The following is a 24,474-nucleotide window of genomic DNA, read 5'->3' on the forward strand; positions in this document are numbered from 1 at the left end:
CGTTGCAGCACGGGTTCTCTTCGCTGCACTTTGCGGTGGAGCATCGCCGCGGCCTCGTCCTCGCCTGACCCGAAACCTCACCTTCTGCCGTCGCCCCCATGGAAATCTTTGGTGTTTCACTGCCTGGCCTGTTGAGTCAGCTCCTCCTGGGGTTGGTCAACGGGTCGTTCTACGCAATTCTCAGCCTCGGGCTGGCCGTGATTTTCGGGCTGCTCAACGTCATCAACTTTGCGCACGGCGCGCTCTTCATGACGGGCGCCCTGATCACGTGGATGGCGTTGAACTACTTCGGCGTCAACTACTGGGTGATGCTGTTCGCGGCGCCGGTGATCGTCGGGCTGTTCGGCGTGCTGATCGAGCGGCTGTTGCTGCGCTGGATCTACAAGCTCGATCACCTGTACGGCCTGCTGCTCACCCTGGGGCTCACGCTGCTGATCGAAGGCGTGTTCCGCTCCATCTATGGGGTATCGGGCCTGGGCTACGACACCCCCGAAATCCTTGAAGGCGCGACCAACCTGGGCTTCATGATCATGCCGAACTACCGCGCATGGGTCGTGGTGGCGTCGGTGGTGGTGTGCCTGGCGACGTGGTACGTGATTGAAAAGACCAAGCTTGGCGCGTACCTGCGCGCCGGTACCGAGAATCCGCGGCTGGTAGAAGCCTTCGGCATCAACGTGCCTGTGATGGTCACATTGACTTATGCCTTCGGTGCCGGTCTTGCTGCGTTTGCCGGCGTGCTGGCTGCGCCGGTCTATCAGGTCACGCCGCTCATGGGCCAGAACCTCATCATCGTGGTGTTTGCGGTGGTGGTGATCGGCGGTATGGGCTCCATCATGGGCTCCATCCTCACCGGGCTGGGCCTGGGCGTCATCGAAGGTTTCACCAAGGTTTTCTACCCTGAAGCATCGTCCACCGTGGTGTTCGTCATCATGGTGATCGTTCTCCTCATCCGCCCCGCCGGCCTGTTCGGCAAAGAGAAATAACAGGGGCCGACCGCATGAACACCAAGACTTTCGCCAACATCGGCTACGGCATCCTCGCGCTGGGGCTGATTGCTGCGCCCTTCCTCGGCGCCTATCCCATCTTCGTCATGAAGCTCATGTGCTTTGCACTGTTTGCTTCTGCCTTCAACCTGCTGCTGGGCTACACGGGCCTGCTGTCGTTCGGGCACGCGGCTTTTCTGGGCGGTGCGGCGTACGTCACCGGCCACGCTATCAAGGTCTGGGGCCTTACCCCAGAGGTGGGGCTGCTGCTGGGCACAGCCGGCGGCGCGCTGCTGGGGCTGCTGTTTGGCTGGCTGGCCATTCGCCGCCAGGGCATCTACTTTTCGATGATCACACTGGCGCTGGCCCAGATGCTGTTCTTTGCCTGCCTGCAAGCGCCGTTCACGGGCGGTGAAGACGGCCTGCAGGGCGTGCCGCGTGGCAAGCTGTTTGGCGTGATCGACCTCAAGAGCGATCTGGTCATGTACTACGTGGCGCTGGTCATTGTGGTGGTGGCGTTCCTGCTTATCGTGCGCACCATCCACTCGCCTTTTGGCCAGGTGCTCAAGGGCATCAAGGAAAACGAGCCCCGCGCCATCTCGCTGGGCTACGACACGCACCGCTTCAAGCTGCTGGCGTTTGTGATCTCCGCCGCGCTGGCCGGCCTGGCCGGTTCGCTCAAAACGCTGGTGCTGGGCTTTGCCACGCTGTCGGATGTGCACTGGACGGCCTCTGGCCAGGTCATCCTGATGACGCTGGTGGGTGGCCTCGGCACACTGTCGGGCCCGCTGATTGGCTCGGCCGTGGTGGTGCTGCTGGAAAACAAGATCGGCGAATTCGGCAACCTGCTGGCCGCGCTGACCAGTGTGGAATGGTTCAAGACGCTGGGCGAATCGGTCACCATGGTCACCGGCCTGATCTTCGTGATCTGCGTGCTGGCCTTCCGCCGCGGCATCATGGGCGAAATCATTGCCTGGATGGCCCGCCGCCGCGCGGGTGGTGGCACCAACGCACACTGACGTGCTGATCCGCTGATCCGCTGATCCGCTGATCGGGTGACCGGCCAGTGCCCTGCATCACTGCATGGGCGCTATTGCCGGTCTCTTTCATGGGGGAGGTCCGTACGCGGCTGACCTCAGGGCTGGTGGAACGGAAAGCCAGCCTCCGCCTGATCCGCCCGCGCTGTCAGCTCTACAGCCGCAACGCCTTGGCATAGCCCGTCATCTCCAGGTAGCCGCGGCCCACCACCTTGCCGCTGTCTGCCGCGCGCAGCTCGGACAGGCCTTCCCAGTAAATGGCCCCGGTGGATGCGCTGCTGTCCAGCTCCTGGCTGTCGAGCAGGCTGTGCACCTCAAAGCGTCCTGCGGGCGTCTGCACCCGCCATTGCACCGGGTAGCGTGCGCCGCTGTGCGGGCTGGTCCAGAAACGCAGGGGCGTGAACACCACCTCGCTCGCATCAAAGGCTTTGGTAGCCGCTTGGCTGCCTGCCCGCCACGATCCACCCGCCCACAGCGCCGTGCCATCTGCGCGGCGCAGGCGAAACGCCGTCAGCGCGCTCCCATCCAGCAGGTTCATGCCGATCCAGTCCCAGCCCTGGGCCTCGGGGTGCAGCAGGGCCTCACTCCACTCGTGGTCCATCCACGCCCGAGCCTGCGCGGGGTTGATGGCCATGCGCTCGCTGCCCAGCGCAATGGTGCCGCTCACGGTCAGCTGCGGCTGGCTGTAGTAGTAGCTGGCCTGCTCGGCATCGGGCCCTTTGCGCGACAGGCCCTCGCGGCCCTGCAGCAGCACGGGTTGCGTGGAGTCGAACTGCAATTGCAGACCGAACTGCTCGCCCTGGATGCTGGCCCTGTAGCGGCTGCGCACGCCCGTGGTGTCGGGGCCTGCGGCGGGGTCGATGTTGTTGCGCACCAGGCTCCAGTCCTGCAGGCGCACTGCCGTATCGGCCTCGCTGGCCTGCGCCACGCCAAAGCCCGCGCGGGCGATGCGCTGGTCGTGCAGCAGCCGCTGGCCCTTGAGGTCGGTGACCGCCGCATGTGCAAACAATAGTTGCCGCGCCGCGAACGCCGAGCGCATGCCCTGCGTGGCATCCACACGCGAGCGGAAAAACGTCACCTGAAAACCCCACTCGCGCCCACCGGCCAATGCGTGGCCCGTGATGTACCACCACTCCGTGCGCAGGTCAGGGTGGCTGCCGTGGTCGCGCGGAAACTGCAGCGTGCGCACCGGCAGGGCATGGGCACTGCGCGGCCACGGTGCTGCCAACGCGCCCGCCAGGCCCAGCGCGAGCGCCTGGCGGCGCGAAGGCCCGGCGTGCTCTGGTGTCACAGCAGCCATGTGCGGCGCGGGTGGACCAAGAAGTGGGCGCGTGGGCATGTCAGTCGGTCAGTGCGAGGGCGCGCAGATGCTGTGGGCCGCTTGCGTCAACCCATCAGCGCCTGCAGCCGCGCTTCGGCCGTACTGCAGTCGCCAAAACTGCTGGCGACCCAATCCGCGTTGAAATACGTGGGCAAGTACCGCTCGCCCGCATCGCACAGCAGCGACAAGATGGAGCCGCGCTCGCCCGCCGCGCGCATCTCGTTTGCCAGCGTGAGCATGGCCACAAAATTGGTGCCCGTAGAAGGCCCTACGCGCCGCCCCAGCAGATGCGACAGCGCGCGCATGGCCGCCACCGAATCCACGTCGGGTACGTCGATCATGCGGTCCACCAGCGTGCGGACAAAGCTGGGCTCCACCCGCGGCCGGCCGATGCCTTCGATGCGCGAGCCGGGTGCCGTGAGCTGCGCATCGCCCGTGCGGTGGTACGCGCTGAACACCGAGCCCGCAGGGTCTGCCACGCACACCTGCGTGGCATGGCGCTGGTAGCGCACATAGCGGCCAATGGTGGCGCTGGTGCCGCCTGTGCCTGCGCCCACCACAATCCAGCGCGGCACTGCGTGCCGCTCGCGCGCCATCTGCGTGAACATGCTCTCGGCGATGTTGTTGTTACCGCGCCAGTCGGTCGCGCGCTCGGCATACGTGAACTGGTCCATGTAGTGCCCGCCCGTCTCCTGCGCAATCGCGCGGGCCGCGTCGTACACATCGCCGGCACGGTCCACAAAATGGCAGCGCCCGCCGTGGAACTCGATCTGCGCCACCTTCTCGGGCGAGGTGGTGCGCGGCATCACCGCCACAAACGGCAGCCCCAGCAGGCGTGCAAAGTAGGCCTCGCTCACTGCCGTGGAGCCGCTGGAGGATTCGACAATGGTGGAGCCCTCATGCACCCAGCCATTGCACAGGGCGTAGAGGAACAGCGACCGCGCCAGCCGGTGCTTGAGGCTGCCCGTGGGGTGGGTGGACTCGTCCTTGAGGTACAGGTCAATGCCGTGCGCGGCAAAGGCGGGCAGCCGCAGCGGGATCAGGTGCGTATCGGCACTGCGCTGGTAGTCGGCTTCGATGCGGGCGATGGCTTCGTGGAGCCAGGGTGTCACTGTGTGCGGGATCGGCATGCCAGGATTGTCGCAGGGGCGTTGCCGCTGCCGCGAAGCCGGTCAGAACCCGTAGTGCGTGCGGTTGCTTTCGATCCTTGCTGCCTCGGAGGCTGGGTAGGTTCGCCGCCGCAAAAGCTGCTGCAGCGCGGTGCGGCCCAGCTCCCGGTGCGGGGTGTAGAACGCGCTCACCGCAAGCTCGTCAAGAGCTCTCCAGGCGTACACCTGCATGTCAACGAACAAGGTGTCCTCTGGCGGCATCATGCCCGCGGCCTGTAAGGCGAAGAGGGTGGCTGCGGCGTATTCCTCGCGCATGCGGTGAAATCTGGCCAGTTCGCAAAGCGGCTCTGCGCGTGCAGGACGGGCCGCGTATGCAGCCAGGTACGCCTCCCTCACCTCGGGCGGGGATGCGCCGAGTCTCTCCTGCAGCAGGGCCGCCTGGAACATCGCGCACCAGCGCTCCTCCTCCCAGCCGCCCATGGCAGCGCGGTGCCGGTACCAGCGCAGGCTATCCTGCAGCAGGCCTGCGTCGCGAAAACTCTGCGCCAGGTAGAAGACGTTGCGCGCGTTCGCCGGTGCGTCCTCGACGGCCTGCCGGAGCAGCTCAATGTCGGCCAGATAGGTCTGGGGGTTCCGCGCGCGCGCGCCGTCGTGCGAGACCCGAATCACGGGCCCCGGCAACCTTTGCCATGGCCCGTGTTGCTGTGCCGTCAGGTACTCATGAAGGACGCCCTCCCAGCGCCACCCGACATGTGCTGCAGCCAGTGCGTTGCGCTGGTACTCCCAGCCATTCATGTGGCAGGTCAGGGTGTAGCCATCGGCCGTGAGCGACGGCCACCCGAAGCCAGGCGGCGCTTCAAGCTGCTCGTCGGCATCGATGAACAGCATGTAGTCGCCCAGAGGGCGTGCCAGCTCGAGCGCCTCGTTGCGGTTGTGCGCAAAGTTGTGCCAGGGTCGTTCATGCAGTTCGCCGGGAATGCCCTGCAGGCATTGCCTCACGAGGTCCTGGGTGCCATCGGTGGAACCGGTGTCAACCACCACCCAATGGTCAATCCAGGGCTGCACGGACGCGAGACATCGCGCGATCACGGGCGCCTCGTCCCTCACGATCATGTTGAGGACGGTGATGGGGTGATGGGGACGGGCAGGGCAAGACACGGTGTTATGGCGCAGGCGACAGCGGCGTACCTCAGTTGAGCGCGGGATACAGCCCGAAGGTGCAAATCACGTAGGTCAGCCCGTTAGGCGCAGCGTTGCGCAGATCGGGCAACGCGAAGGTGGTGGACCCGTTCCCTCCGTACATGGTGCCCAGCAGCGAATACAGGGCGGTATTGGACGCAATGGACAGCACCTGGCCGGCGGCCGGGGTGCCACCTGCGCGGGTGCCGGCAACCAGCCATACCTGGCCCAGAGTGCAATCGAGTGCAGCAGGACCTGCCTGTGCCTGACTGGTGGATGTTCCGAAAAGGGTGGCTGTGCCCGATGCGCCCGTGGCGCCGGTCGCCCCGGTTGCGCCGGCTGCACCGGTAGCGCCCGTGGCGCCGGTCGCTCCTGTGCTGCCCGAAGTGCCTTGGGGTCCCGCCGGGCCCGTAGGCCCCGCGACGGTACTGCTGGCTCCTGTGGCCCCTGTGGCTCCAGCTGGGCCTGTGGCACCTGTGGCCCCGGCTGGGCCGGTGGCCCCGGCCGGCCCTTGCGAACCGGCAGCGCCTTGCAGACCTTGCGCGCCCTGTGCGCCAGTGGCGCCAGCAGGTCCGGTCGGACCCGGTACGGTGCTGTTCAGGCCTGCCGCGCCCGTGGCGCCGGTAGCGCCAGCTGGACCTTGTGCGCCGGAGGGGCCTTGCACACCCGCCGGTCCGGTCGCGCCGGTCGCTCCCTGGGTGCCCTGGGCGCCTTGCGCTCCAGTTGCGCCGGCAGGGCCGGGTACTGTGCTGCTGGCGCCGGTGGCTCCTGTCGCCCCGGCAGGGCCCGTCGGGCCTGTCGCTCCGGCAGAACCCTGCTGGCCTTGGGCGCCCTGGGCTCCTTGCGCGCCTGTAGGGCCTGCGGGTCCTGCGGGTCCTGCGGGTCCTGCGGGTCCTGCGGGACCGGTCGGGCCCGCAGTGCCGGTACTGCCCTGAGGGCCCGTGGGGCCCGTCGCCCCTTGCGTGCCTTGCGAGCCTGTGGCCCCAACTGGTCCTGTGGCTCCAGCTGGTCCTGTGGCTCCAGCTGGTCCTGTGGCGCCCGCCGGACCGGTGGCCCCAGTGGGTCCCGTGGGGCCTGCCACCGTGCTGTTCGCGCCGGTTGCGCCTGTGGGTCCAGGCGCTCCGGTGGCTCCCGCAGGGCCCGCGGCACCCGTTGCGCCAGCAGGCCCCGTAGCGCCAGTTGCACCTGTCGCTACGCCAGCCGCGCACGGACCAAGCCGCCCGGTGGGGGCATCAAAGCATGTGGGTGTCGATGTCGGCGCTGAAGCATTAAGCCCTGGCGCCAGCACTGCTCCCGAGTCCTGTACCCGAAACCGCTCTGCAGAGCCCGTGGCGTTGCGGATCACGAATCCGCCGCCCCCCGGCACCGTGGTGGACACGTCGGCTGCCAGAGCCGGCAGGGTCTGCATGGCGCACAGTGCGCCAAGCGCTCCCCCTGCGGCCTGGAGTTGTCGGCTCAGGCGGGTGAAGCGGGCGGCGTGGCGACCTTCGGGTGTCATGGGGTCTCCTCCGGTGGTCGCGGGTGACCGCGTCCTGACGCGACGCCCGTGGGGATGCCTCTGTGCAGTGCCGCCAGGCTCAGGAGCAGGGCCGTCACGAGCAGGCTCCAGGTACCGAGGGTGGGGATGGCTTGTGCGGCGTGGGGTACGGGAGCCCCGAGATGCACGCCCGTGCCCACGCTGGCGAAGGTCTGACTGACCGTGGCGTTCGGCCCCAGGTTGATGGTGGATGTGCCGGGCCCGGAGGAGGCCAGCTTTATCTCGGCCCCGGCCACACCCAGCAGGCTGAGCGTGCCGAGCACCGTGATCTGGCTGTCATTGGAGAACATGAAGGTACGCCCTGTGCTGCTTTGAAGCGTCAGATCGCCCACCACCATGGTCCCGGACACCATGGTCGTATTGCCCGCACAGCCATCCACCAGAGCTACCGTGCTCGTGCGTGCATCGAGCGTACCTGCCGAGGTGAGGTTGCCGCCCACCTCAAGCCGGCCTGCACGACCAGTGAGATAGCCGCTTCCGGCGATGCTCAGGCTGGAGCCCGTGGAGAATGCCGCGGAGTCCAGTGTGAGGGTCCCATGCACTTCCACCGGTATGCAGGCGGTATCGATGGACGACCCGGAGGGCAGATCCATGGAGCTCTGGCTCGAAACGACGAATTGCCCTTGGGCGTCACCACCGGCAATCAACCACGCCATCGCGAGTATGGGCAACGCACGCTGCCATACCGTCGCGCGCTTTGTCGCGGTGGATGTGGCTTGAGTGGCCCACCCCTGGATGCCCAGGCGTCGTCCCTCGGCGGAGCGAATGCTCGCACTGGTCGGTTCGGTACCCGCGTACGTCCGGGCAGGGTGCGGCATGGCGATCTACTGATAGATATGAAATTGTGAAAATCATTTTAACCATATATATTGATTTTCGCAACATCACCAGTCTTCCTTCACTGCCATTACCGCATCCCGCCCTGCTGCCGCGCGGCCCGCCAGCCACGCCGTCACGGTGCCCGACACGATCACCGCGAGGCACAGCGCAAACAGCCGCGGCCCGGGAAGGCTCAGGTCCATGGTCCAGTGAAAGCTCTGCGGATTGACGACATGCACGAGCACCACTGAAACCACAATGCCCAGCGCCAGCCCCGCGGCCGCGCCTACGCCCGTCCAGGCAGCGCCTTCGCCCGCCACCACCGCCAGGATCTGGCGCCGGGTGAGGCCCAGGTGGGCGAGCAGGCCAAATTCCTTGCGGCGGGCCAGCACCTGGGCGCTGAAGCTGGCGGCCACGCCAAACAGGCCGATGCCGATGGCCACGGCCTGCAGCCAGTAGGTGACGGCAAAGCTACGGTCGAAGATGTGCAGGGACCGCTCGCGGATGGTGGACGATGAAACGAACTCCACCAGCGCGGCGCCAGGCTGTGCGTCGCCCGCTGATGCGCTTTGCCCTGCCGAACGCGCAGGGTAGGCTGGCATGGCACCCGACGTGCCCGATGATGCGCCCGGCACATCTGTAGCGGCCTTCCCGCCCGGACCGGTGGGAGCCGCAGCCAGTTGTGCGGCCTGCGTGCGAATGGACTGCTGCAGTGCTGCCAGGTCCATCCCTTCGCGGGGCCACAGCGCCAGGTCGCTGGTGCGGGCGTCGCCGGTGAGCGCCAGCCAGACGGTGCGGTCCATGACGACCGCACCGGACTGGCGGGCATAGTCGCGCCATACGCCCGCTATGAAAAACATAGCTGCAGGGGATTTTGATTCCTGGGCTACACCGCCAAAAGACCTTGAAAGTGCCGGCCAGTCCATTCCAGGGGCCAATCCGTACAGGTCGACCACCGCCTCGCTGATGTACACGGCGGTGCGCCCGGCGGGCACGGCCAGCGGCTCGCCCACCAGCGGGAGGTGCTGGCCGGGGTCGGTGCCCAGCGGGCGGCTCAGCACCATCAGCGCGGGGCGGGTGGGCTCCAGCTGCAAGGGGCTGGCGCGCAGTGGCTGCACGCGGTCGAGTCCTGGCAGAAGGGCCACGGCTTCCGCAAAGCCTGCGGGCAGCAGAGCGGCTTCGCTGCCGGCCTCGCTCTGCGCAGAGCGCACGTACAGCGGTGACGGCAGCACGGCATCGAGCCATTGCGTGACCGAGCCGCGAAAGCTCGACACCATCACCGTCAGCGCCACGGCCAGACTCAGGCTGGCAACGACCCCGCCCACGGCAATGGCCGCGCTGCCGCGCATACGGCGGGCGCGCTCCAGCGCGAGCAGGGGCAGCACGTGCCGTGCGGCCAGCGGCTGCAAAGAGTGCAGGGCGCGTGCCATGGCCCAAGGCAGTAGTGCAATGCCGCCCACCAGCAGCAGTGCGATGGCGATGTATGCCGCGAGCGGTATGCCCTCCACCCGCGGCACCAGAGTGAGCAGGCCGCCGGTGGCCAGCAGGCCAGCGCCCAGCCAGGGCTTTTCGGCCACGCTGGCCGCAGCGCCCAGGCCCTTCAGGGTCTGCGCGGGCGGCAGCTGCTGCGCGGCCCGCGCCGGCCACCAGCCGCCGATCAGGGCGGCGGCCACGCCCAGCGCGCCGTAAACGAGGGCGGCAGGCGCGCTCCACTGCAGCGCGGGCTGCACACCCGAGAAGTAGCCACCGCCCAGGTCGCCGCCCAGCAGCCGCAGGGCGGTGGCTGCCAGCGCTGTACCCAGGGCAATGCCCGCCGCACTGCCCACCAGCCCCAGCGCGGCGGATTCGGCCAGCACCAGCGCGAGCCGTTGCCGGGGCGTGGTGCCTAGCACCGCCAGCAACGCAAACTGCGGCGCCCGCTGCGCCACGCTGAGCGCCAGCACCGAGAACACCAGAAAGGCCCCGGTGAACAGCGCCACCAGCGCCAGCACGGTCAGGTTGACGCGGTACGCCCGCGAGAGGTTGCTGATGCGCTGGGCTGCGTCGCCGGGCTGGGCAAAGCTGGCGTTGGCAGGCCAGCCCGCCTGGGCCTGCATGTCGCGCTGCCATGCCGCGCGGTCGGTGCCGGGGCGCAGTTGCACGTCGATGCGGCTGAGCTGCCCGGCGCGGCCAAACAGGTCTTGCGCGGCGCCAATGTCCATCACGGCCAGCGGTGCGCCACCTGCGGCGACAGTGCCGCCCACCTCTACCTCCAGGCTTTGCAGACCGGCCAGCAAGGTGATGCGCAGTGGCGAATCGCCAATCTCGGTGGGCAGGCCCAGCGCCTGCAGCGCGGCGGCGTTGAGGAACACGGTGGCGGGTGCAAACAGCACCATGCGGTCGGCCCCTGGCCAGGGGCGCGGCGCCAGCGCGGGGGCCATGGCGGGCACCAGCAGTGCATCGGCACCCAGCACACGCAGGGGTATGCGGGCCGGGGCCTTTGCTACATGGCCCGTCGTGGGCGGCGCAGTGCCTGCGGAGCCCGCCTGCGCGAGCGCCGAAAGCTCCAGCAGGGGGCTGGCGCGGGTCACGCCAGGGTGGGTGGCCACGCGCTCGTACAGCGCCTCGGGCAGGCTGCCCTGCATGGCGCGCAGCTCCAGGTCGGGCTGGCCGTTGACGGCGCGCACGGCCTGCGAAAACTCGTCGAGTGCCGACGCGTTGATGACATGCACGGCAAACGCCAGTGCCACGCCCAGCATCACGGCAGTCACGGCGGCGGCGCTGCGCCAGGGGTGGTGGCGCAGGTCCTGCCAGGAGAAGGTCCGGAGCAGGGCGAGCATGGGCGACCGGCCCAGGTCAGGCCAACGCGCGCACGGCGCTCACGAAGACCTGAAAACTGCGCGAGAGATTTTCGGAATCGCTCAGGTGCACAGCCATTGCACGGGCACCGCTGCCTTTTTGAAACGATGGAGCAAGTTTTTTGACTTCGATGGAGGGTTTGCGCCAGTCATCCGGATTTGCGTAGCGCTTGCGGTGTGCTGGCGTAGCTATGTTGCCCTCACGCAAAGCGGCGCCAAGTGCTGCAAGGTCTCCCAAGTACCAACTTTCCAGTTCTTGACAGATGAGCCGAACAACTGTGTCAGTGCGTCCCGCTTGGTAGCACATTTGCTGCAGACGTGCTTTGACTGCGATGCAATCCGCCCCATCATTGTCGCGAACGATAAAAAATCGTACTCCGGGTTCTCGCCATGCGGACAGCTTTCGAGGAATACTTCTATCTAAGTCTGTCTTGCCTTCGTGCGGGACACACTGGAAGTGTTCGCCCTCAATCCATCCTGGCATCAGCCTGGGCAACCAAACATCAAGGAGCGCTTTCATTGATGGCTCCTCAAGCAGAAATATGACTCGGCCCATCAACCGACGTTCCTGTTCAGATAGTCAAATAGCCCTTGCTTCCATAAAAATCCCGGCAAGTCCCCCGCCTCAATCAGGGCTCTAAGGTTGGCGGATGCATTTGCGCTCGTGACAGAGGTGAAACCACCCTCCTTCCGAAGGCAATAGATCTCTTGCAACTCCAATGCATTCAGGAAATCGGGCGAATGCGTAGATATGAAGACTTGTCCACCGCGACGCGCGTAGTCGCGAAATTCTTCCGCCAACTCTGGTAGGAGCTCTGGGTACAGTTGGTTTTCCGGCTCTTCCACCGCAAGCAGGGGGTATGGTTTTGGATCGTTCAGCAGCACCAAATACGCAAACATCTTGATGGTTCCATCGGACACATATCGGGCAATGAACGGGTCCTTGAAGCTTCCGTCTTGAAAGCGGAGCACTAGGCGCCCGTCTTCTGTTTGCCGCGGCTCTACAACCGACACCCCTGGTACACGGCGTTGCATTGAGTCCAGCACTCTGTCGAAACGATCCCGGTGGTGTTCGAACAGGTAGTTCGCGACCAAGGGTAGGTTGTCGCCACGGGTGGAGAGATGTTCTTCAACCCCGTACTCTTGACTTGGGCGCGCCTCGGATACGTGAAAGTCCGAGACATGCCAGTTCTCGATCATTAGTCGAAAAGCGCTTGCAGCTTTGAACTTGTCGAATTGACCGAGACCTTTGATCGCCAAAATGTCCGGCGCATCCAACTCTTGCTCTTCGCGATCTAGCTCTTCGTCCGGTTTTGAGAAATTTTCTTCATTGGTAATGGCATAACCTTTGCCACATGAAAAGTCCAAAAACCGATATGGCGCGCCGTACGCCGCACGTTTGTACCTGAGCACTTCGCGCTCTACGATGGGGCGACCTTCTTTGTCGGGGCCTATTTTTAAAGCGTAAGTAACGAGTCTTTCTTTGCCAGTTATTTCCATTCGGAATTGCAGCGTCAATTCGATGGGCTCGTGGCTAAACCCTCTGCTAGCGACCTCTCGGTAGCCGCCGCGTTTGGAGACCGCCTTACCGACGTTCATCGATAGTGCATCCTTCAAGAATGAGAACACATCGAAAAGTGTGGTTTTCCCTGTGCCGTTCGCCCCTACCAACACGCAAAGACGTGGGATTTTTTCTAGTTTGGCATGACGGAAAAGTCGGTAATTGCGGATTTCGATCGATTCGATTTGCATGCAAGCCCTCGCTCGGTCTACTTGAAAAATGTTGGGTGGCGTGTACCCGCTGAAGTCAGCGCAAAGACACACCGCTATTGTGGTGGGGAAGCCCCTCTGCTTGTTAGCCGCAGCACCCGGTCGGCCCGTGCGGCCGCTACCTCTGAATGCGTGACGAGCACCAGCGATGCGCCATGCTCGCGCGTCTGCGCCACCAGCACATCCATGACGCGGGCCGCCGTGGTGGGGTCGAGGTTGCCGGTGGGTTCGTCGGCCAGCAGCAGGGCGGGGCGGTGCACCAGTGCGCGGGCAATGGCCACGCGCTGCAGCTGCCCGCCGCTGAGCTGCTGCGGCAGTCTTGCACCCAGCCCTGCCAGCCCCACGGCGTCCAGCATCTGGTCGACGCGGGCCGGATCTTGCTGGCCCAGCAGCATCAGCGGCAGGGCCACGTTCTGCGCCACGTCCAGGTGCGGCAGCACATGAAACGCCTGGAACACAAAGCCCACATGTCCGCGACGCCACAGTGCGCGGGCGGTGTCGTCCAGCGTGCCCAGGTCCACCCCGCCGTGGGTGATGTGGCCCCGGTCCCAGTGGTCCAGCCCCGCCAGGCAGTTGAGCAGGGTGGATTTGCCCACGCCCGAGTCGCCCACGATGGCGACAAATTCGCCCGGGGCCACCTCAAAGTCGACATTCGCAAATACGGCGATATCGCCGTAGTGCTTGCCCAGTTGCGCAACCCGCAAGGCGCTGCGTTCAGGTGCTGCTGCGGTCATGCGGTGGCCTCTTTCAGCTGGGCCAGGTGCTGCAGCACGGCCTGCACCAGCGCGGCCACGGCGTGGGGCTGGTCGCAGGCAATGGCATGGCGCTGCGGCATGCTGCGCAGCCAGGTGATTTGCCGCTTGGCCAGCTGGCGCGTGGCGGCAATGCCGCGCTCGCGCAGGTGGGCCACGTTGGGCGGCGCACCGGGCGCGCGGGCGGCCTGGAAGTCCAGTTCATCCCACACCTGGCGGTAGCCCACGCAGCGCATGGAGGGCAGGTCCGGGTGCAGGTCGCCGCGCGCGCGCAGGCTGCGCACTTCGTCGACCAGGCCCGCTTCCAGCATGGCATCGAAACGCTGGGCAATGCGCTCGTGCAACCAGGCCCGGTCGTCCGGTTCCAAAGAAAATAGTGCTGTAGCGCTTGATTTACTTGCCTTGTCTGCTACAGATTTTGTAGTGTGAAAGCTCGACAGCGGTTTGCCCGACACATGCCACACCTCCAGCGCGCGCTGGATGCGCTGGCTGTCGGCGGGCGCCAGGCGGGCAGCGGTGGCTGGGTCTACCCGGGCCAGCTCGGCGTGCAGGGCGGGCCAGCCGTGTTCGCGGGCCTGCGCTTCCAGGCGCGCGCGCACGTCGGGGTTGGCGGCCGGCATGTCATCGATGCCATCAAACAGCGCCTTGAAGTACAGCATGGTGCCGCCCACCAGCAGGGGCATCGCCCCGCGGGCGCGGATCTCGCCCATGAGGCCGTTGGCGTCCTGCACGAACTCGGCGGCGCTGTAGGCCTGCAGCGGGTCGCGGATATCGATGAGATGGTGGGGCACGGCAGCCAGCTCGTCGGCGGTGGGCTTGGCGGTGCCGATGTCCATGCCGCGGTATACTAGGGCCGAATCCACGCTGATGATTTCAACGGGCTGCCCCTGGCGGCCCAGCACGGCAGCCAGCGCCAGGGCGCCCGCGGTCTTGCCTGACGCGGTGGGGCCGGCGAGGGCGATGGCAGGAAGTGCTTCAGGCGCGCTCACGGGTCTCTCCAAACTTCTGCACCAGGGTCCACGAAATGGCGGCCAGGGCCACCGACCAGAACCAGATGCCGCCTACCAGCGGCCACACCGTGCCGTCAAGGTGGGTGCCCAGCCAGCCGCCAATGGCAAAGGCCACCAGCATCATCATGAAACCATTGAGCGCCGAGGCCACGCCCGCCGAACGCGGAAACGGCCCCACCGCGCCACTTTGCCCGCAGGGCTGGTGAATGCCGTGGCCCAGCATGAAGAGATAAAACGGCGCCATCAGCGCCCATGGGTGGTGCCAGCCTGCATAGGCCACGGCGGCCATCAGGGTGCCGCCGGTCATGCTCAGGGCCCCGGCAATGGCGACAGTGCGCTTGAGGCCGTACCTACCCAACAGGCTGCGGCATAAAAAGGTGCCCGCAAAGTACGCTGCGCAGGCCGATGCCATGACCGCGCCGTAATAGGTGCGCGATAGGCCCAGCACATCGATGAACACAAATGACGAGGCCGCCAGAAATGTGAAAAGGCCGCCATAGCTGGCTGTGGTCTGCAGCGAGAAGGCCCAGAAGGTCGGGCTGCGCAGCACCATGGCCCAGTTGCCCACCAGCGCGCGCGGCTGGAGCGCCTGGGGATTGCGCTGCACGAGCGTCTCGGGCATGCGCAGGGCCACCAGCGCCAGCGTGACGCTGGCATAGACGGTGAGGGCCAGCAGTGCGGCGCGCCAGCCAAGCCATTCACTGAGCAGGCCACCCAGCGGCGCGCAGATGCAGGCAACGATGCCCAGTCCGGTCAGCGCCTTCGACATGGCGCGTGCACCTTCGACCGGGGTGTACAGGTCCCGCACGATGGCGCGCGCACACATCACCACGGCCCCCATGGCGGCGCCTTGCGCAACGCGCCATACGATCAGCAGCGGCATGGACGGCGCAAACGCGGCGCCCAGCGATGCTGCGGTATAGATGGCCAGCCCCGCCAGCAACACGGGCCGGCGCCCGAACCGGTCGGACAGCGGGCCCCACACCATTTGTGAGCAGCCAAACGCCAGCAGCAGACCGCTGAGCGTGAGCTGCGCAGCCGACAGCGGCGCGCCGAGGCTGCGGGTCAGTGCCGGGAGTGCCGGAAGGTACAGGTCGGTGGTGACGGGCTGGATGCTGAGCAACAGGGCCAGCACCAGGATGGCAAGGCCGGGCTGCATGGAAGCCGGAGCAGCCGCGGGCAGTGCGGTGGCGGAGGGGGCAGACATATCCACTTGAGGGTACCAGATGGAGCCGCCCGCAGGGCCTGCGCGGCCAGCGGCAGAGAGCTGCGTGGACAGGCGCGCGGCCTGTGGGTGTCAGCTGCTTTGCAGAGCGCCGAGGGTACCCGCCATCAGGCCGTTATCGCGGCAGGGCGGCCGTGGCGGCGCCCCCGCCCGTGGCCACGGGCGGCAGCCTGAACAGCGAGGCTACTGCCTCGCGGTACAGCGGCTGGCCCACCGAATTGGTGCTGTGGTGCGAGCCGCCTTCCACCAGCACGAATCGCTTGGGCTCCTGCGCGGCCTCGTACAGCTTGCGCCCGAGCGAAGGAAGGATCAACCGGTCTTCGCTGCCGTGCACCACCAGGAGCGGCGATCCGATCTGCGAGACCTTGCGAACCGATTCGAACCGCTGCGTGATCAGCCCCGACACCGGCAGCCAGCCCCACTTGAAGGTGCTGACCACGTCGGCGATGCTGGTGAAGGTGCCTTCGACGATGGTGCCTTGCTCGTCTTGCACCTCACGCGCCAGGTCGATGGCGATGGCCCCGCCCAGCGAGTGGCCGAAGATGTAGCGGGGCTTACCGGGCTGTTGCTGCGCCAGCCAGTCCCACGCTGCGCGTGCGTCCTCGGCAGCCATGGTCTCTGATGGCAGGCCTGCACTGCTTTGCCCGAAGCCGCGGTAGTCGATAGCCAGCACCGAAAAGCCCAGCTCCTGCATGCGCCGGATGCGACCCGACGAGCCAGAGACGTTCCAGCGCGCACCATGCAGGTACAGCATCACCGGCGCATCGGCCCGCTCGTGTGGCAGCCACAGGCCGTGCAGCTTTTCTGCCTTGCCGCTGCTGGCCGAATCAAACGTGATCCATACATCCTGCATGCCCTCGGTGGAGGATGCGCCGCCCCAGCTGCGGTCGCTGGGCTGGAAGATCCACTCGCGCTGCTTGGCATCGAGGGTGGCGCAGCCGGCAGAGACAAGCACGGCCAGGGCCAGCGAGACGAGGAGGGCAGATCGTTTCATTCAGGTCAAAGACTCCGGCCCGTGTCGGAAAGTTCTCACACAGCCTTGTCTTTGCCCGTGTTTTACATCTGCCGTCAGGCGCCGGGTCCGTGTGCGCCCGGCGTTCCGGTCTCAGACCACACCCTGCGCCAGCATCGCGTCGGCCACCTTCACAAAACCGGCGATATTGGCGCCGTCGATGTAGCTCACGCTGCCATCGGCGCGCTTGCCGTAGCGCAGACAGGCTGCGTGGATGCCCTGCATGATCTGCAGCAGGCGAGCGTCCACTTCCTCGCGGGGCCACGACAGGCGGGCCGAGTTCTGGCTCATCTCCAGGCCTGAGGTGGCCACGCCACCGGCGTTGCTGGCCTTGCCCGGTGCGTACAGCACGCCGGCAGCCTCAAAGGCCTTGGCGGCTTCGATGGTCGAGGGCATGTTGGCGCCTTCGGCCACGCACAGCACGCCGTTCTGGATGAGCGTAGCGGCGTCGTTCGCGTCCAGCTCATTTTGCGTGGCGCAGGGCAGGGCCACATCCACAGGCACATGCCAGGGGCGCACCCCGGCTTCAAAACGCACGCCGGTACGGGCGGCGTAGTCGCTCACGCGGCCGTAGTGGTGGTTCTTCACGTCCATCAGGATCGCCAGCTTTTCGGGCGTAAAGCCGTCTTCGTCCACGATGGTGCCGCTGGAGTCCGACACGGTGATCACCCTGGCGCCCAGCTGCATGGCCTTTTCGACCGCGTACTGCGCCACGTTGCCAGAGCCCGAGACCGACACACGCAGGCCATCGAACGAGCGGCCGCGCGTTTTGAGCATTTCGTCGGCAAAGTACACCGTGCCATAGCCCGTGGCTTCGGGGCGGATGAGCGAGCCGCCAAACGAAAGGCCCTTGCCGGTGAACACGCAGTCGGCGCGGTTGCTCAGCTTTTTCATCATGCCCGCCATGTAGCCGACCTCGCGGCCGCCCACGCCGATGTCGCCCGCAGGCACGTCGGTATCGGCGCCCACATGGCGGAACAGCTCGGACACGAGCGCCTGGCAAAAGCGCATCACTTCGCCGGGGCTCTTGCCCTTGGGGTCAAAGTCAGAGCCGCCCTTGCCGCCGCCCATGGGCAGCGTGGTCAGCGCATTCTTGAAGGTCTGCTCGAACGCCAGGAATTTGAGCACGGACAGGTTGACCGACGGGTGAAACCGCAGGCCGCCCTTGTAGGGGCCAATCGCCATGCTGTGCTGGATGCGGTAACCGCGGTTGACCTGCACGCTACCGTGGTCGTCCACCCATGAGACGCGGAACATCACGATGCGCTCGGGCTCCACCAGCCGCTCCAGCAGGCCGTGCTCGGCGTAGCGCGGGTTTTGTTCAATGAACGGCCACAGGCTCTCCATGACTTCCGTGACCGCCTGGAGGAATTCAGGCTGGCCAGGGTTGCGAAGCGCTACCTGCGAGAGGAAGCTGCCTACGGACTCGTGTTTCATGACAAAGGCTTTCTGCGATCAAAAAAAGGGGTAGGCAAGAGCGCGCTGCGCACCAAATTATGTCAAAAATGCATTGCCGGATGCACCAAAGTCGTGCAATCTCAGTTTTGGTCATTGATGCTTGCCCTGTGTTTGTGCGCTGACGCGTGATTTGCCCTTTATTGGTGCTGTCACACGATGTCACCACTCCGTCATGGCGTGGGGCTAGAGTCGATGGCTTCCCCCTACAACAACCGAGGAGAAGGCATGCACAGATACACAACCGGTGCGCGATGGAGTGCTTTGGCCGTGGCGGCGCTGCTCGCCGCTTGCGGCGGTAACGACGACAGCCGCTACCCCACGCTGGACGGCAGCAAGCCGCTGGTCATTGGCCACCGCGGCGCCAGCGGCTATCTGCCCGAGCACACGCTGGAGAGCTACCGCCGCGCGGTGGAGCTGGGCGCCGACTTCATCGAACCCGACCTTGTGGCCACGAAGGATGGCGTGCTGGTGGCGCGCCACGAACCCAACATCACCAGTACTACCGACGTATCTACTCGCCCGGAGTTCGCGTCGCGCAAGACCAAGAAGGTGGTGGATGGCGTGGAAGAAGAAGGCTGGTTTGCCTCTGATTTCACCCTGGCCGAGATCAAGACCTTGCGCGCCGTGCAGCCCATGGCCGAGCGCGACCAGTCGTTCAATGGCAGGTTCCAGATCCCCACGCTGGAAGAAGTGCTGGACCTGGCCAAGGCCGAAGGCACCAAGGCCGGACGCACGGTGGGGGTGTACCCCGAGACCAAGCACCCTACCTACCACGTCAACCTGGGCCTGCAGCTCGAGGACCGTCTGCTGGCCATCCTGGCCAAGTACGGCTACACCACCAAGGCTTCGCCGGTGATCGTGCAGTCGTTCGAGGTGTCGAACCTCAAGTACCTGCGCACCAAGACCCAGGTGCGCCTGGTGCAGCTGGTGGATGCCGACGACGTGAACCCCGACGGCAGCATGTCGCTGGTGGCACCGTACGACAAGCCGTATGACTTTGCCGTGGCCGGCGACCGCCGCACTTTTGCCAGCCTGCTCACGCCCGATGGCCTCAAGGAAGTCAAGACGTATGCCGACGGCATCGGCCCCTGGAAGCCGTACCTGATCCCTTCGAAGCAGGTGGACGCCAACCGCGACGGCAAGGCCGACGACCTCAACGGTGACGGCAAGATCGACGACCGCGACCGCGTGATGATGCCCGCCACCGACGTGGTGAAAAACGCCCACGCCGTGGGCTTGATGGTGCACCCCTACACCTTCCGCAGCGAGGCGCGTCGCCTTGCGTCGGACTTCAAGGGCGACCCGAAGGCCGAGTACAAGCTGTTCTATGAATTGGGCGTAGACGGGGTGTTCAGCGACTTCCCGGATGTTGCCAAGGCGGCCCGGGACAATTGAATTCCCCCTGAGGCGCTGCGCGCCATCCCCCTGAGGGGGACGCACCCGGTGGCCCGGCAAAGCCGGTTCCACGGGTGCACTGGCCTGGGGGCGCGCCGGTTGCGGCAGCCCTTGGGCTTGATTGGGGGGTAGTCCATCGGCCCGCGAGGCCGATTTTTTGCGGTGCCGGTGACCTTACCGGCCCCGCAGGAACAGCGCGTCCAGCTCGCGCATCGACAGCTGCCGCCAGGTCGGCCGCCCGTGGTTGCACTGGTCGCTGCGGTCGGTGGTTTCCATCTGGCGCAGCAGGGCGTTCATCTCGTCGATGGTGAGCTTGCGGTTGGCGCGCACGGCGCCGTGGCAGGCCATGGTGCCCAGGATTTCATTACGGGCGCGTTGCACCACGGTGGTGGCGTCGTGCGCGGCCAGCTCGGCCAGCACGCTGCGGGCCAGCTCCACCGGGTCGCCTTGCGCCAGCGTGGTGGGCACTGCACGCACGGCCAGGGTTTTGGGGGAGAAGGGGACAACTTCCAAGCCCAGCGTGGACAGCACCTCGGCAGACTCTTCCGCGGTGGCCACTTCCTGCGGCGTGCCAGCGAAGGTGGCCGGGATCAGCAGGGGCTGGCTGGCAATGCGCGCACCGCTGTCCACCTGGGATTTGAGGCGCTCGTACACGATGCGTTCGTGCGCGGCGTGCATGTCGACGATGACCATGCCGTGCGCGTTCTCCGCCAGGATGTACACGCCGTGCAGCTGGGCCACGGCCTTGCCCAGCGGCCAGTTGCCTTGGTCCTGCACCTGGGGCCACGCGGCTTCATGGCCTGCGCTGGCAGGTGTGGCGGACCCTGTTGCAGCGCCTTGTGACGTGGATGCGGGGGCTGCTGACGAGGGCAGCGCGGCGAAAGACGATGGGCCTGCGGCGGATGCTGGATCGCCCCCGTAGGCCAACGGGGCTTCCGGCGCTGCGACCAGTGCGTCGGGGGTGTCTTTGCGCGGCCCCCACAACGCCTGCAGGTCTGCCACATGGTGGCCACGTTCATCAAATTTGATAGCTGCTTGCGCTTGCCAGTTCTGCGCTGGCGGCCTATTTGACTTGAAATGCCCACCATCAGCCGCCGTGTCGGGCTCCGCGCCTGCCGTGGCAGCAGTAGCGGCCGCGGCCAGCGCAGCGGCACGGGGTGCAGCCAGCGCGTTTTCCACCGCATGGCGCACGGCCTGGTGCACCTCGCGGCTGTCCCGAAAGCGTACTTCGATCTTGGTGGGGTGCACGTTCACATCCACGCGCGCCGGGTCGATCTCGACGTACAGCGCGTAGATGGGCTGCTTGTGGCCGTGCAGCACGTCTTCGTAGGCGCTGCGGGCGGCGTGGGTCAGCACCTTGTCGCGCACGAAGCGGCCGTTGACGTAGCAGTACTGGTGGTCGGGGCGCGAGCGGGCGGCGTCGGGCAGGCCCGCGCGGCCGGTGACGGTGACGGGGCCCACGCGGTGCTGCACGGCCACCGATTGCGTGACGAAGTCTTCGCCCAGCACGTCGGCCAGGCGGCGGGCCAGCGCGTCTTGCCCGTCCTGTGCTTGCTGGGGCTGGCCGGGCGTGAAGGTGGCGCGCCACTGCTCCACCAGCTTGCCTTCGTGCCAGATGGCAAAGCCCACGTCGGGTCGCGCCAGCGCATGGCGCCGTACCGATTCCACGCAGTGGGCCAGCTCGGTGGCGTCGGTCTTCAAAAACTTGCGGCGTGCGGGGGTGGAAAAGAACAGCTCCTTCACCTCCACCGTGGTGCCCGTGCTGCGCGCGGCAGGGCGCAACTCGCCGCTGCGGGCGTCCAGCAAAAAGGCGCTGCCCTGGGCGGCAGGGCGCGAGAGCAATGCCATTTCCGATACCGACGCAATGGCGGCCAGCGCCTCGCCGCGAAAGCCCATGGTGGCCACGGTTTCCAGGTCGGTCAGGCTGGTGATCTTGCTGGTGGCGTGGCGGCGCAGCGCCACGGGCAGCTCGTCGTGGGGAATCCCGCCGCCATCGTCTTCCACCGTGATCAGCCGTACGCCGCCCGCCAGCAGCCGCACCGTGATCTGCGTGGCACCGGCATCCAGCGCGTTGTCCACCAGCTCGCGCACCACCGAGGCGGGGCGCTCCACCACTTCGCCCGCAGCAATCTGGCTGATGAGCTCGTCGGGCAGGTCGCGGATGGGGCGGCGGGTGGGGGTGGCGGCGGGCAGCGGCGCGGCAGCCGCGGTGGGCAGGGTGGGGTCGTTCACCCAGGCAATTCTAGGTGCCCGGGCCGAAGGGGTTTTGGCGGGGCGGCGCATCCCGGTGGGGATAATGCGCGCTTTTCATCCACCCAGCCTCTGGCCCGCCCGCAATGGAAATTGTCACCTTCCTGATCGACTTCATCCTGCATGTGGATCGGTATCTGGAGAACTTCGTCACCGCGTACGGCGCCTGGGTGTACGCGCTGCTGTTCCTGATCGTGTTTGTGGAAACGGGCGTGGTGGTGATGCCGTTTCTGCCCGGTGATTCGCTGCTGTTCATCGTGGGCGCGCTGTGCGGCGCGGGGATGATGAGTTTTCCGATTGCCTGCACAGTGCTGATCGTGGCGGCCATCCTGGGCGACCAGACCAATTACACGATCGGCCGTTTCTTTGGGCCCAAGGTGTTCCAGTGGGAAGACTCGCGCTGGTTCAACAGGCGTGCCTTCAACCAGGCACATGATTTTTACGAGCGTTACGGCGGCATCACCATCGTGATCGCACGCTTCATGCCCTTCGTTCGCACGTTTGCCCCGTTTGTAGCGGGTGTGGCCGAAATGAACCGCGCCAAGTTCACGGCCTACAACGTGGGTGGTGCGCTGCTGTGGGTGTTGGGCATTTGCAGCGCCGGATACTTCTTTGGCAACTTTGCATGGGTGCAGGAGCATCTGGACAAGATCATCTGGGCCATGATCTTCATCCCCGGCCTGATTGCCATCTTCGGCGCGTGGCGCGCCGGGCGTCAGGCCAAGGCAGCATCGTCCTGACCCGCGAGCCACGGGAACGAAGTCAACCCGGCTGCATCCAGGTTGCTATCAAAAAAGAAGCTCCCAGTGCTTATGGAATAAGCGCTGGGAGCTTCTTTGGCCTCAAACAACGCGCCCAGCCACTGGGGCGCCGTTCTCGGCACGCGGCGGGCTGCTGGCCCTGTGCCGCGCGATGCGTATCAACGACGACGCTGGTCGCGGTCCTCGCCAAGTTCATGGCCCACCAGGGCGCCTGCAGCAGCGCCGCCGATGGTGCCGACGGCCCCGCCAAAGATGGCGTTGCCAGCCACGCCGCCGACCACGGCGCCCACGCCGGTACCGACCTGGGTATTGCTCGGGTTGGATGCGCAGCCGCCCAATGCGAGGGCTGCGGTGCAGGTGGTCGCGAGAATAATGTGACGGATGTTCATGGCAGTGTTCCTTCAATAGTGAGTGGGTCAGCCCTGAGAGACCAGACGCGGTGCGTGTGTGCTTCAGCCTGTACCTGCACTATCGGCCCGCGGCGTGCCGCCAGGTGTAGGCAGCCCCGTTCAGCGGGTGTAGGACGCGGGGCCCGATCGGGCCGCCCGCGTCGGCCGCGGCGTCATACCGACCGGCTGCGCGCCAGCGGCGGGTTGCGGGCAAAGTAGCGTGTGATGCCGCGCATCAGCGCATCGGCCAGCCGCTCCTGGTAGGCGCTGCTGCGCAGGCGCTGCTCTTCCTCGGGGTTGCTGATGAAGGCCGTCTCGACCAGCACGCTGGGAATGTCGGGCGCCTTGAGCACGGCAAACCCGGCCTGTTCGACGCGCGGCTTGTGCAGGCGGCCCACGGTGCCGATCTCGCCCAGAAGGGCCGAGCCGAGCTTGAGGCTGTCGTTGATCTGCGCGGTGGTGCTCATGTCGAGCAGGGCGCGCTGCACATGCTGGTCGCGCGATTTGACGTTGATGCCGCCCACCAGGTCGGCCTGGTTTTCCTTGTTGGCCAGCCAGCGCGCCGCAGTGCTGGATGCGCCGCCCTGGCTCAGCGCAAACACGCTGGCGCCACGTGCGGTGGGCACGGTGAAGGCATCGGCATGGATGCTGATGAACAGATCGGCCTGCACGCGCTGGGCCTTTTGCACACGCACGCCCAGCGGGACAAAGAAGTCGCCATCGCGCGTGAGGTAGGCGCGCATGGGGTTGCCGCCCACGGTGGTGGCGTTGATGCGGTCGCGCAGCAGGTAGGCCACGCGCAGCACCACGTCTTTTTCGCGCGTGCCGGCGGGGCCGATGGCGCCGGGGTCCTCGCCACCATGGCCCGGGTCCAGCGCCACGATGATGATGCGGTCGGTGCGGGTGGCGGTGGGCTGGTTGCCTCCGGCGCGCGTACCAGCCGTATCGGCCGCGGGTGGGGCTGCGGCCACGGGGGGGGCGCTGGCTTCGCCGGCACCAGGGCGCTGGGCGCGTTGCGCAATGAGGTCGCCCAGCGGGTCTGCAGCGGCGGGGGCTGCAGATGACTTGGCATTGGCGGTCACGGCGGGCGCTGGCGGCGCGGCGCGGCCCGCTGCTGGGGCAGGGTTACCCGCATCGCGCAGCCGCTCGGCAATCAGTGCTTCCAGCGGGTCCACCGGGTCGGCCGGGTACAGGTCGAACACCAGCCGGTGACGGTACGCTGCAACCGGCGGCAGGGTGAACACCTGCGGCATGGCGGGCTGCTTGAGGTCGACTACCAGGCGCACCACGCCAGGAGCGTTCTGGCCCACGCGGATGCCCGCAATGTTCGGGTCGTCGGGCTTGACCTTGGCCACCAGCTCGCGCAGCTCGGGGCTCAGGTCGATGCCTTCGATGTCCACCGCGAGCCGCGGCGGCGAAGTGACAAAGAACTGCTTGGCCACCAGGGCGCCGTCGGACTCGATGGTGACGCGCGAATACTCGGGCGCAGGCCACACCCGCACGGCCAGGATGGTGGCGCCGCGGGCGATCTGCTGCGTGCCCAGCAGCAGCACCAGGCTGCCGGTCTGCAGCAGCGCGCGTCGGGAGGTAGAAGGCGCCTTGCCGGTCATGCGTGCATCAGCGTGGCGCA

At 66.5% G+C, this 24,474-nt stretch carries 20 protein-coding genes; 4 read left to right on the top strand and 16 right to left on the bottom strand.

The annotated features are described in order from the left end of the window. Positions 1–98: 98 nt before the first annotated feature. Together ACTPOI_RS08315 and ACTPOI_RS08320 are read left to right on the top strand one after the other, a co-directional pair. A complete protein-coding gene (locus ACTPOI_RS08315) occupies positions 99–983 on the top strand; it encodes a branched-chain amino acid ABC transporter permease (protein ID WP_440108115.1) in 885 nt (294 codons plus the stop codon). Positions 984–997: 14 nt separating this feature from the next. Continuing rightward, complete coding sequence (locus tag ACTPOI_RS08320; protein ID WP_440108116.1) at positions 998–2,002, top strand: branched-chain amino acid ABC transporter permease; 1,005 nt, start codon at positions 998–1,000, stop codon at positions 2,000–2,002. A gap of 172 nt (positions 2,003–2,174) precedes the next feature. Here the strand turns inward: ACTPOI_RS08320 and ACTPOI_RS08325 are convergent, their stop codons facing one another. The 13 genes from ACTPOI_RS08325 to gdhA form a co-directional block, all read right to left on the bottom strand. Beyond that, positions 2,175–3,320 carry a lipocalin-like domain-containing protein gene (locus ACTPOI_RS08325; RefSeq protein ID WP_440108117.1) on the bottom strand — a complete coding sequence of 382 codons (1,146 nt, stop codon included), beginning with the start codon at positions 3,318–3,320 and terminating at the stop codon, positions 2,175–2,177. Between the two features lie 86 nt (positions 3,321–3,406). Further along, positions 3,407–4,471, bottom strand: a complete 1,065-nt coding sequence (locus ACTPOI_RS08330; RefSeq protein ID WP_440108118.1) for a PLP-dependent cysteine synthase family protein — start codon at positions 4,469–4,471, stop codon at positions 3,407–3,409. Positions 4,472–4,513: 42 nt separating this feature from the next. Further along, entirely contained in the window at positions 4,514–5,563 is a 1,050-nt protein-coding gene (locus tag ACTPOI_RS08335) for a glycosyltransferase (RefSeq protein WP_440108119.1), read from the bottom strand. Positions 5,564–5,639: 76 nt separating this feature from the next. Continuing rightward, complete coding sequence (locus tag ACTPOI_RS08340) at positions 5,640–6,293, bottom strand: tail fiber protein (protein WP_440108120.1); 654 nt, start codon at positions 6,291–6,293, stop codon at positions 5,640–5,642. An 830-nt stretch (positions 6,294–7,123) separates the two neighbouring features. Then, positions 7,124–7,837: an IPTL-CTERM sorting domain-containing protein gene (locus tag ACTPOI_RS08345; protein WP_440108121.1), complete on the bottom strand. Its 714-nt coding sequence runs from the start codon at positions 7,835–7,837 to the stop codon at positions 7,124–7,126. Between the two features lie 213 nt (positions 7,838–8,050). Further along, positions 8,051–10,804, bottom strand: coding sequence for an FtsX-like permease family protein (locus ACTPOI_RS08350; RefSeq protein ID WP_440108122.1), 2,754 nt, complete (start codon positions 10,802–10,804; stop codon positions 8,051–8,053). A 16-nt stretch (positions 10,805–10,820) separates the two neighbouring features. Next, positions 10,821–11,342, bottom strand: coding sequence for a DUF4276 family protein (locus ACTPOI_RS08355; RefSeq protein WP_440108123.1), 522 nt, complete (start codon positions 11,340–11,342; stop codon positions 10,821–10,823). Positions 11,343–11,377: 35 nt separating this feature from the next. Further along, positions 11,378–12,574, bottom strand: a complete 1,197-nt coding sequence (locus ACTPOI_RS08360; RefSeq protein WP_440108124.1) for an AAA family ATPase — start codon at positions 12,572–12,574, stop codon at positions 11,378–11,380. Between the two features lie 74 nt (positions 12,575–12,648). Next, positions 12,649–13,326 (bottom strand): ABC transporter ATP-binding protein, encoded by a 678-nt coding sequence (locus ACTPOI_RS08365; RefSeq protein ID WP_440108125.1) that lies wholly within the window; start codon positions 13,324–13,326, stop codon positions 12,649–12,651. Then, on the bottom strand, positions 13,323–14,333 hold the full coding sequence (gene miaA / locus ACTPOI_RS08370) for a tRNA (adenosine(37)-N6)-dimethylallyltransferase MiaA (RefSeq protein ID WP_440108126.1): 1,011 nt from the start codon (positions 14,331–14,333) through the stop codon (positions 13,323–13,325). Before miaA ends, ACTPOI_RS08365 begins: the two co-directional genes overlap by 4 nt. Further along, positions 14,320–15,561: a multidrug effflux MFS transporter gene (locus tag ACTPOI_RS08375; protein WP_440108127.1), complete on the bottom strand. Its 1,242-nt coding sequence runs from the start codon at positions 15,559–15,561 to the stop codon at positions 14,320–14,322. The genes miaA and ACTPOI_RS08375 overlap by 14 nt, the downstream gene beginning before the upstream one ends. A gap of 133 nt (positions 15,562–15,694) precedes the next feature. Beyond that, the gene (locus ACTPOI_RS08380) at positions 15,695–16,573 is read right to left on the bottom strand and encodes an alpha/beta hydrolase (RefSeq protein ID WP_440108128.1); all 879 of its coding nucleotides are present in this window, start codon (positions 16,571–16,573) and stop codon (positions 15,695–15,697) included. 111 nt (positions 16,574–16,684) lie between these two features. Next, positions 16,685–18,028, bottom strand: coding sequence for an NADP-specific glutamate dehydrogenase (gene gdhA, locus ACTPOI_RS08385; RefSeq protein ID WP_440108129.1), 1,344 nt, complete (start codon positions 18,026–18,028; stop codon positions 16,685–16,687). A 246-nt stretch (positions 18,029–18,274) separates the two neighbouring features. On the opposite strand from gdhA, the gene ACTPOI_RS08390 reads away from it, so the two are divergent. Continuing rightward, positions 18,275–19,444, top strand: coding sequence for a glycerophosphodiester phosphodiesterase (locus ACTPOI_RS08390; RefSeq protein ID WP_440108130.1), 1,170 nt, complete (start codon positions 18,275–18,277; stop codon positions 19,442–19,444). 174 nt (positions 19,445–19,618) lie between these two features. Here the strand turns inward: ACTPOI_RS08390 and mutL are convergent, their stop codons facing one another. Next, positions 19,619–21,676: a DNA mismatch repair endonuclease MutL gene (gene mutL, locus ACTPOI_RS08395; RefSeq protein WP_440108131.1), complete on the bottom strand. Its 2,058-nt coding sequence runs from the start codon at positions 21,674–21,676 to the stop codon at positions 19,619–19,621. Positions 21,677–21,780: 104 nt separating this feature from the next. Here mutL and ACTPOI_RS08400 point away from each other — a divergent pair, with 104 nt between their 5' ends. Further along, entirely contained in the window at positions 21,781–22,434 is a 654-nt protein-coding gene (locus ACTPOI_RS08400) for a DedA family protein (RefSeq protein WP_440108132.1), read from the top strand. A 179-nt stretch (positions 22,435–22,613) separates the two neighbouring features. Here the strand turns inward: ACTPOI_RS08400 and ACTPOI_RS08405 are convergent, their stop codons facing one another. Then, a complete protein-coding gene (locus ACTPOI_RS08405; RefSeq protein ID WP_440108133.1) occupies positions 22,614–22,844 on the bottom strand; it encodes a glycine zipper 2TM domain-containing protein in 231 nt (76 codons plus the stop codon). 173 nt (positions 22,845–23,017) lie between these two features. Beyond that, complete coding sequence (locus tag ACTPOI_RS08410; protein ID WP_440108134.1) at positions 23,018–24,454, bottom strand: N-acetylmuramoyl-L-alanine amidase; 1,437 nt, start codon at positions 24,452–24,454, stop codon at positions 23,018–23,020. Positions 24,455–24,474: the final 20 nt, after the last annotated feature.

The organism is Acidovorax sp. BL-A-41-H1, from assembly GCF_051942715.1.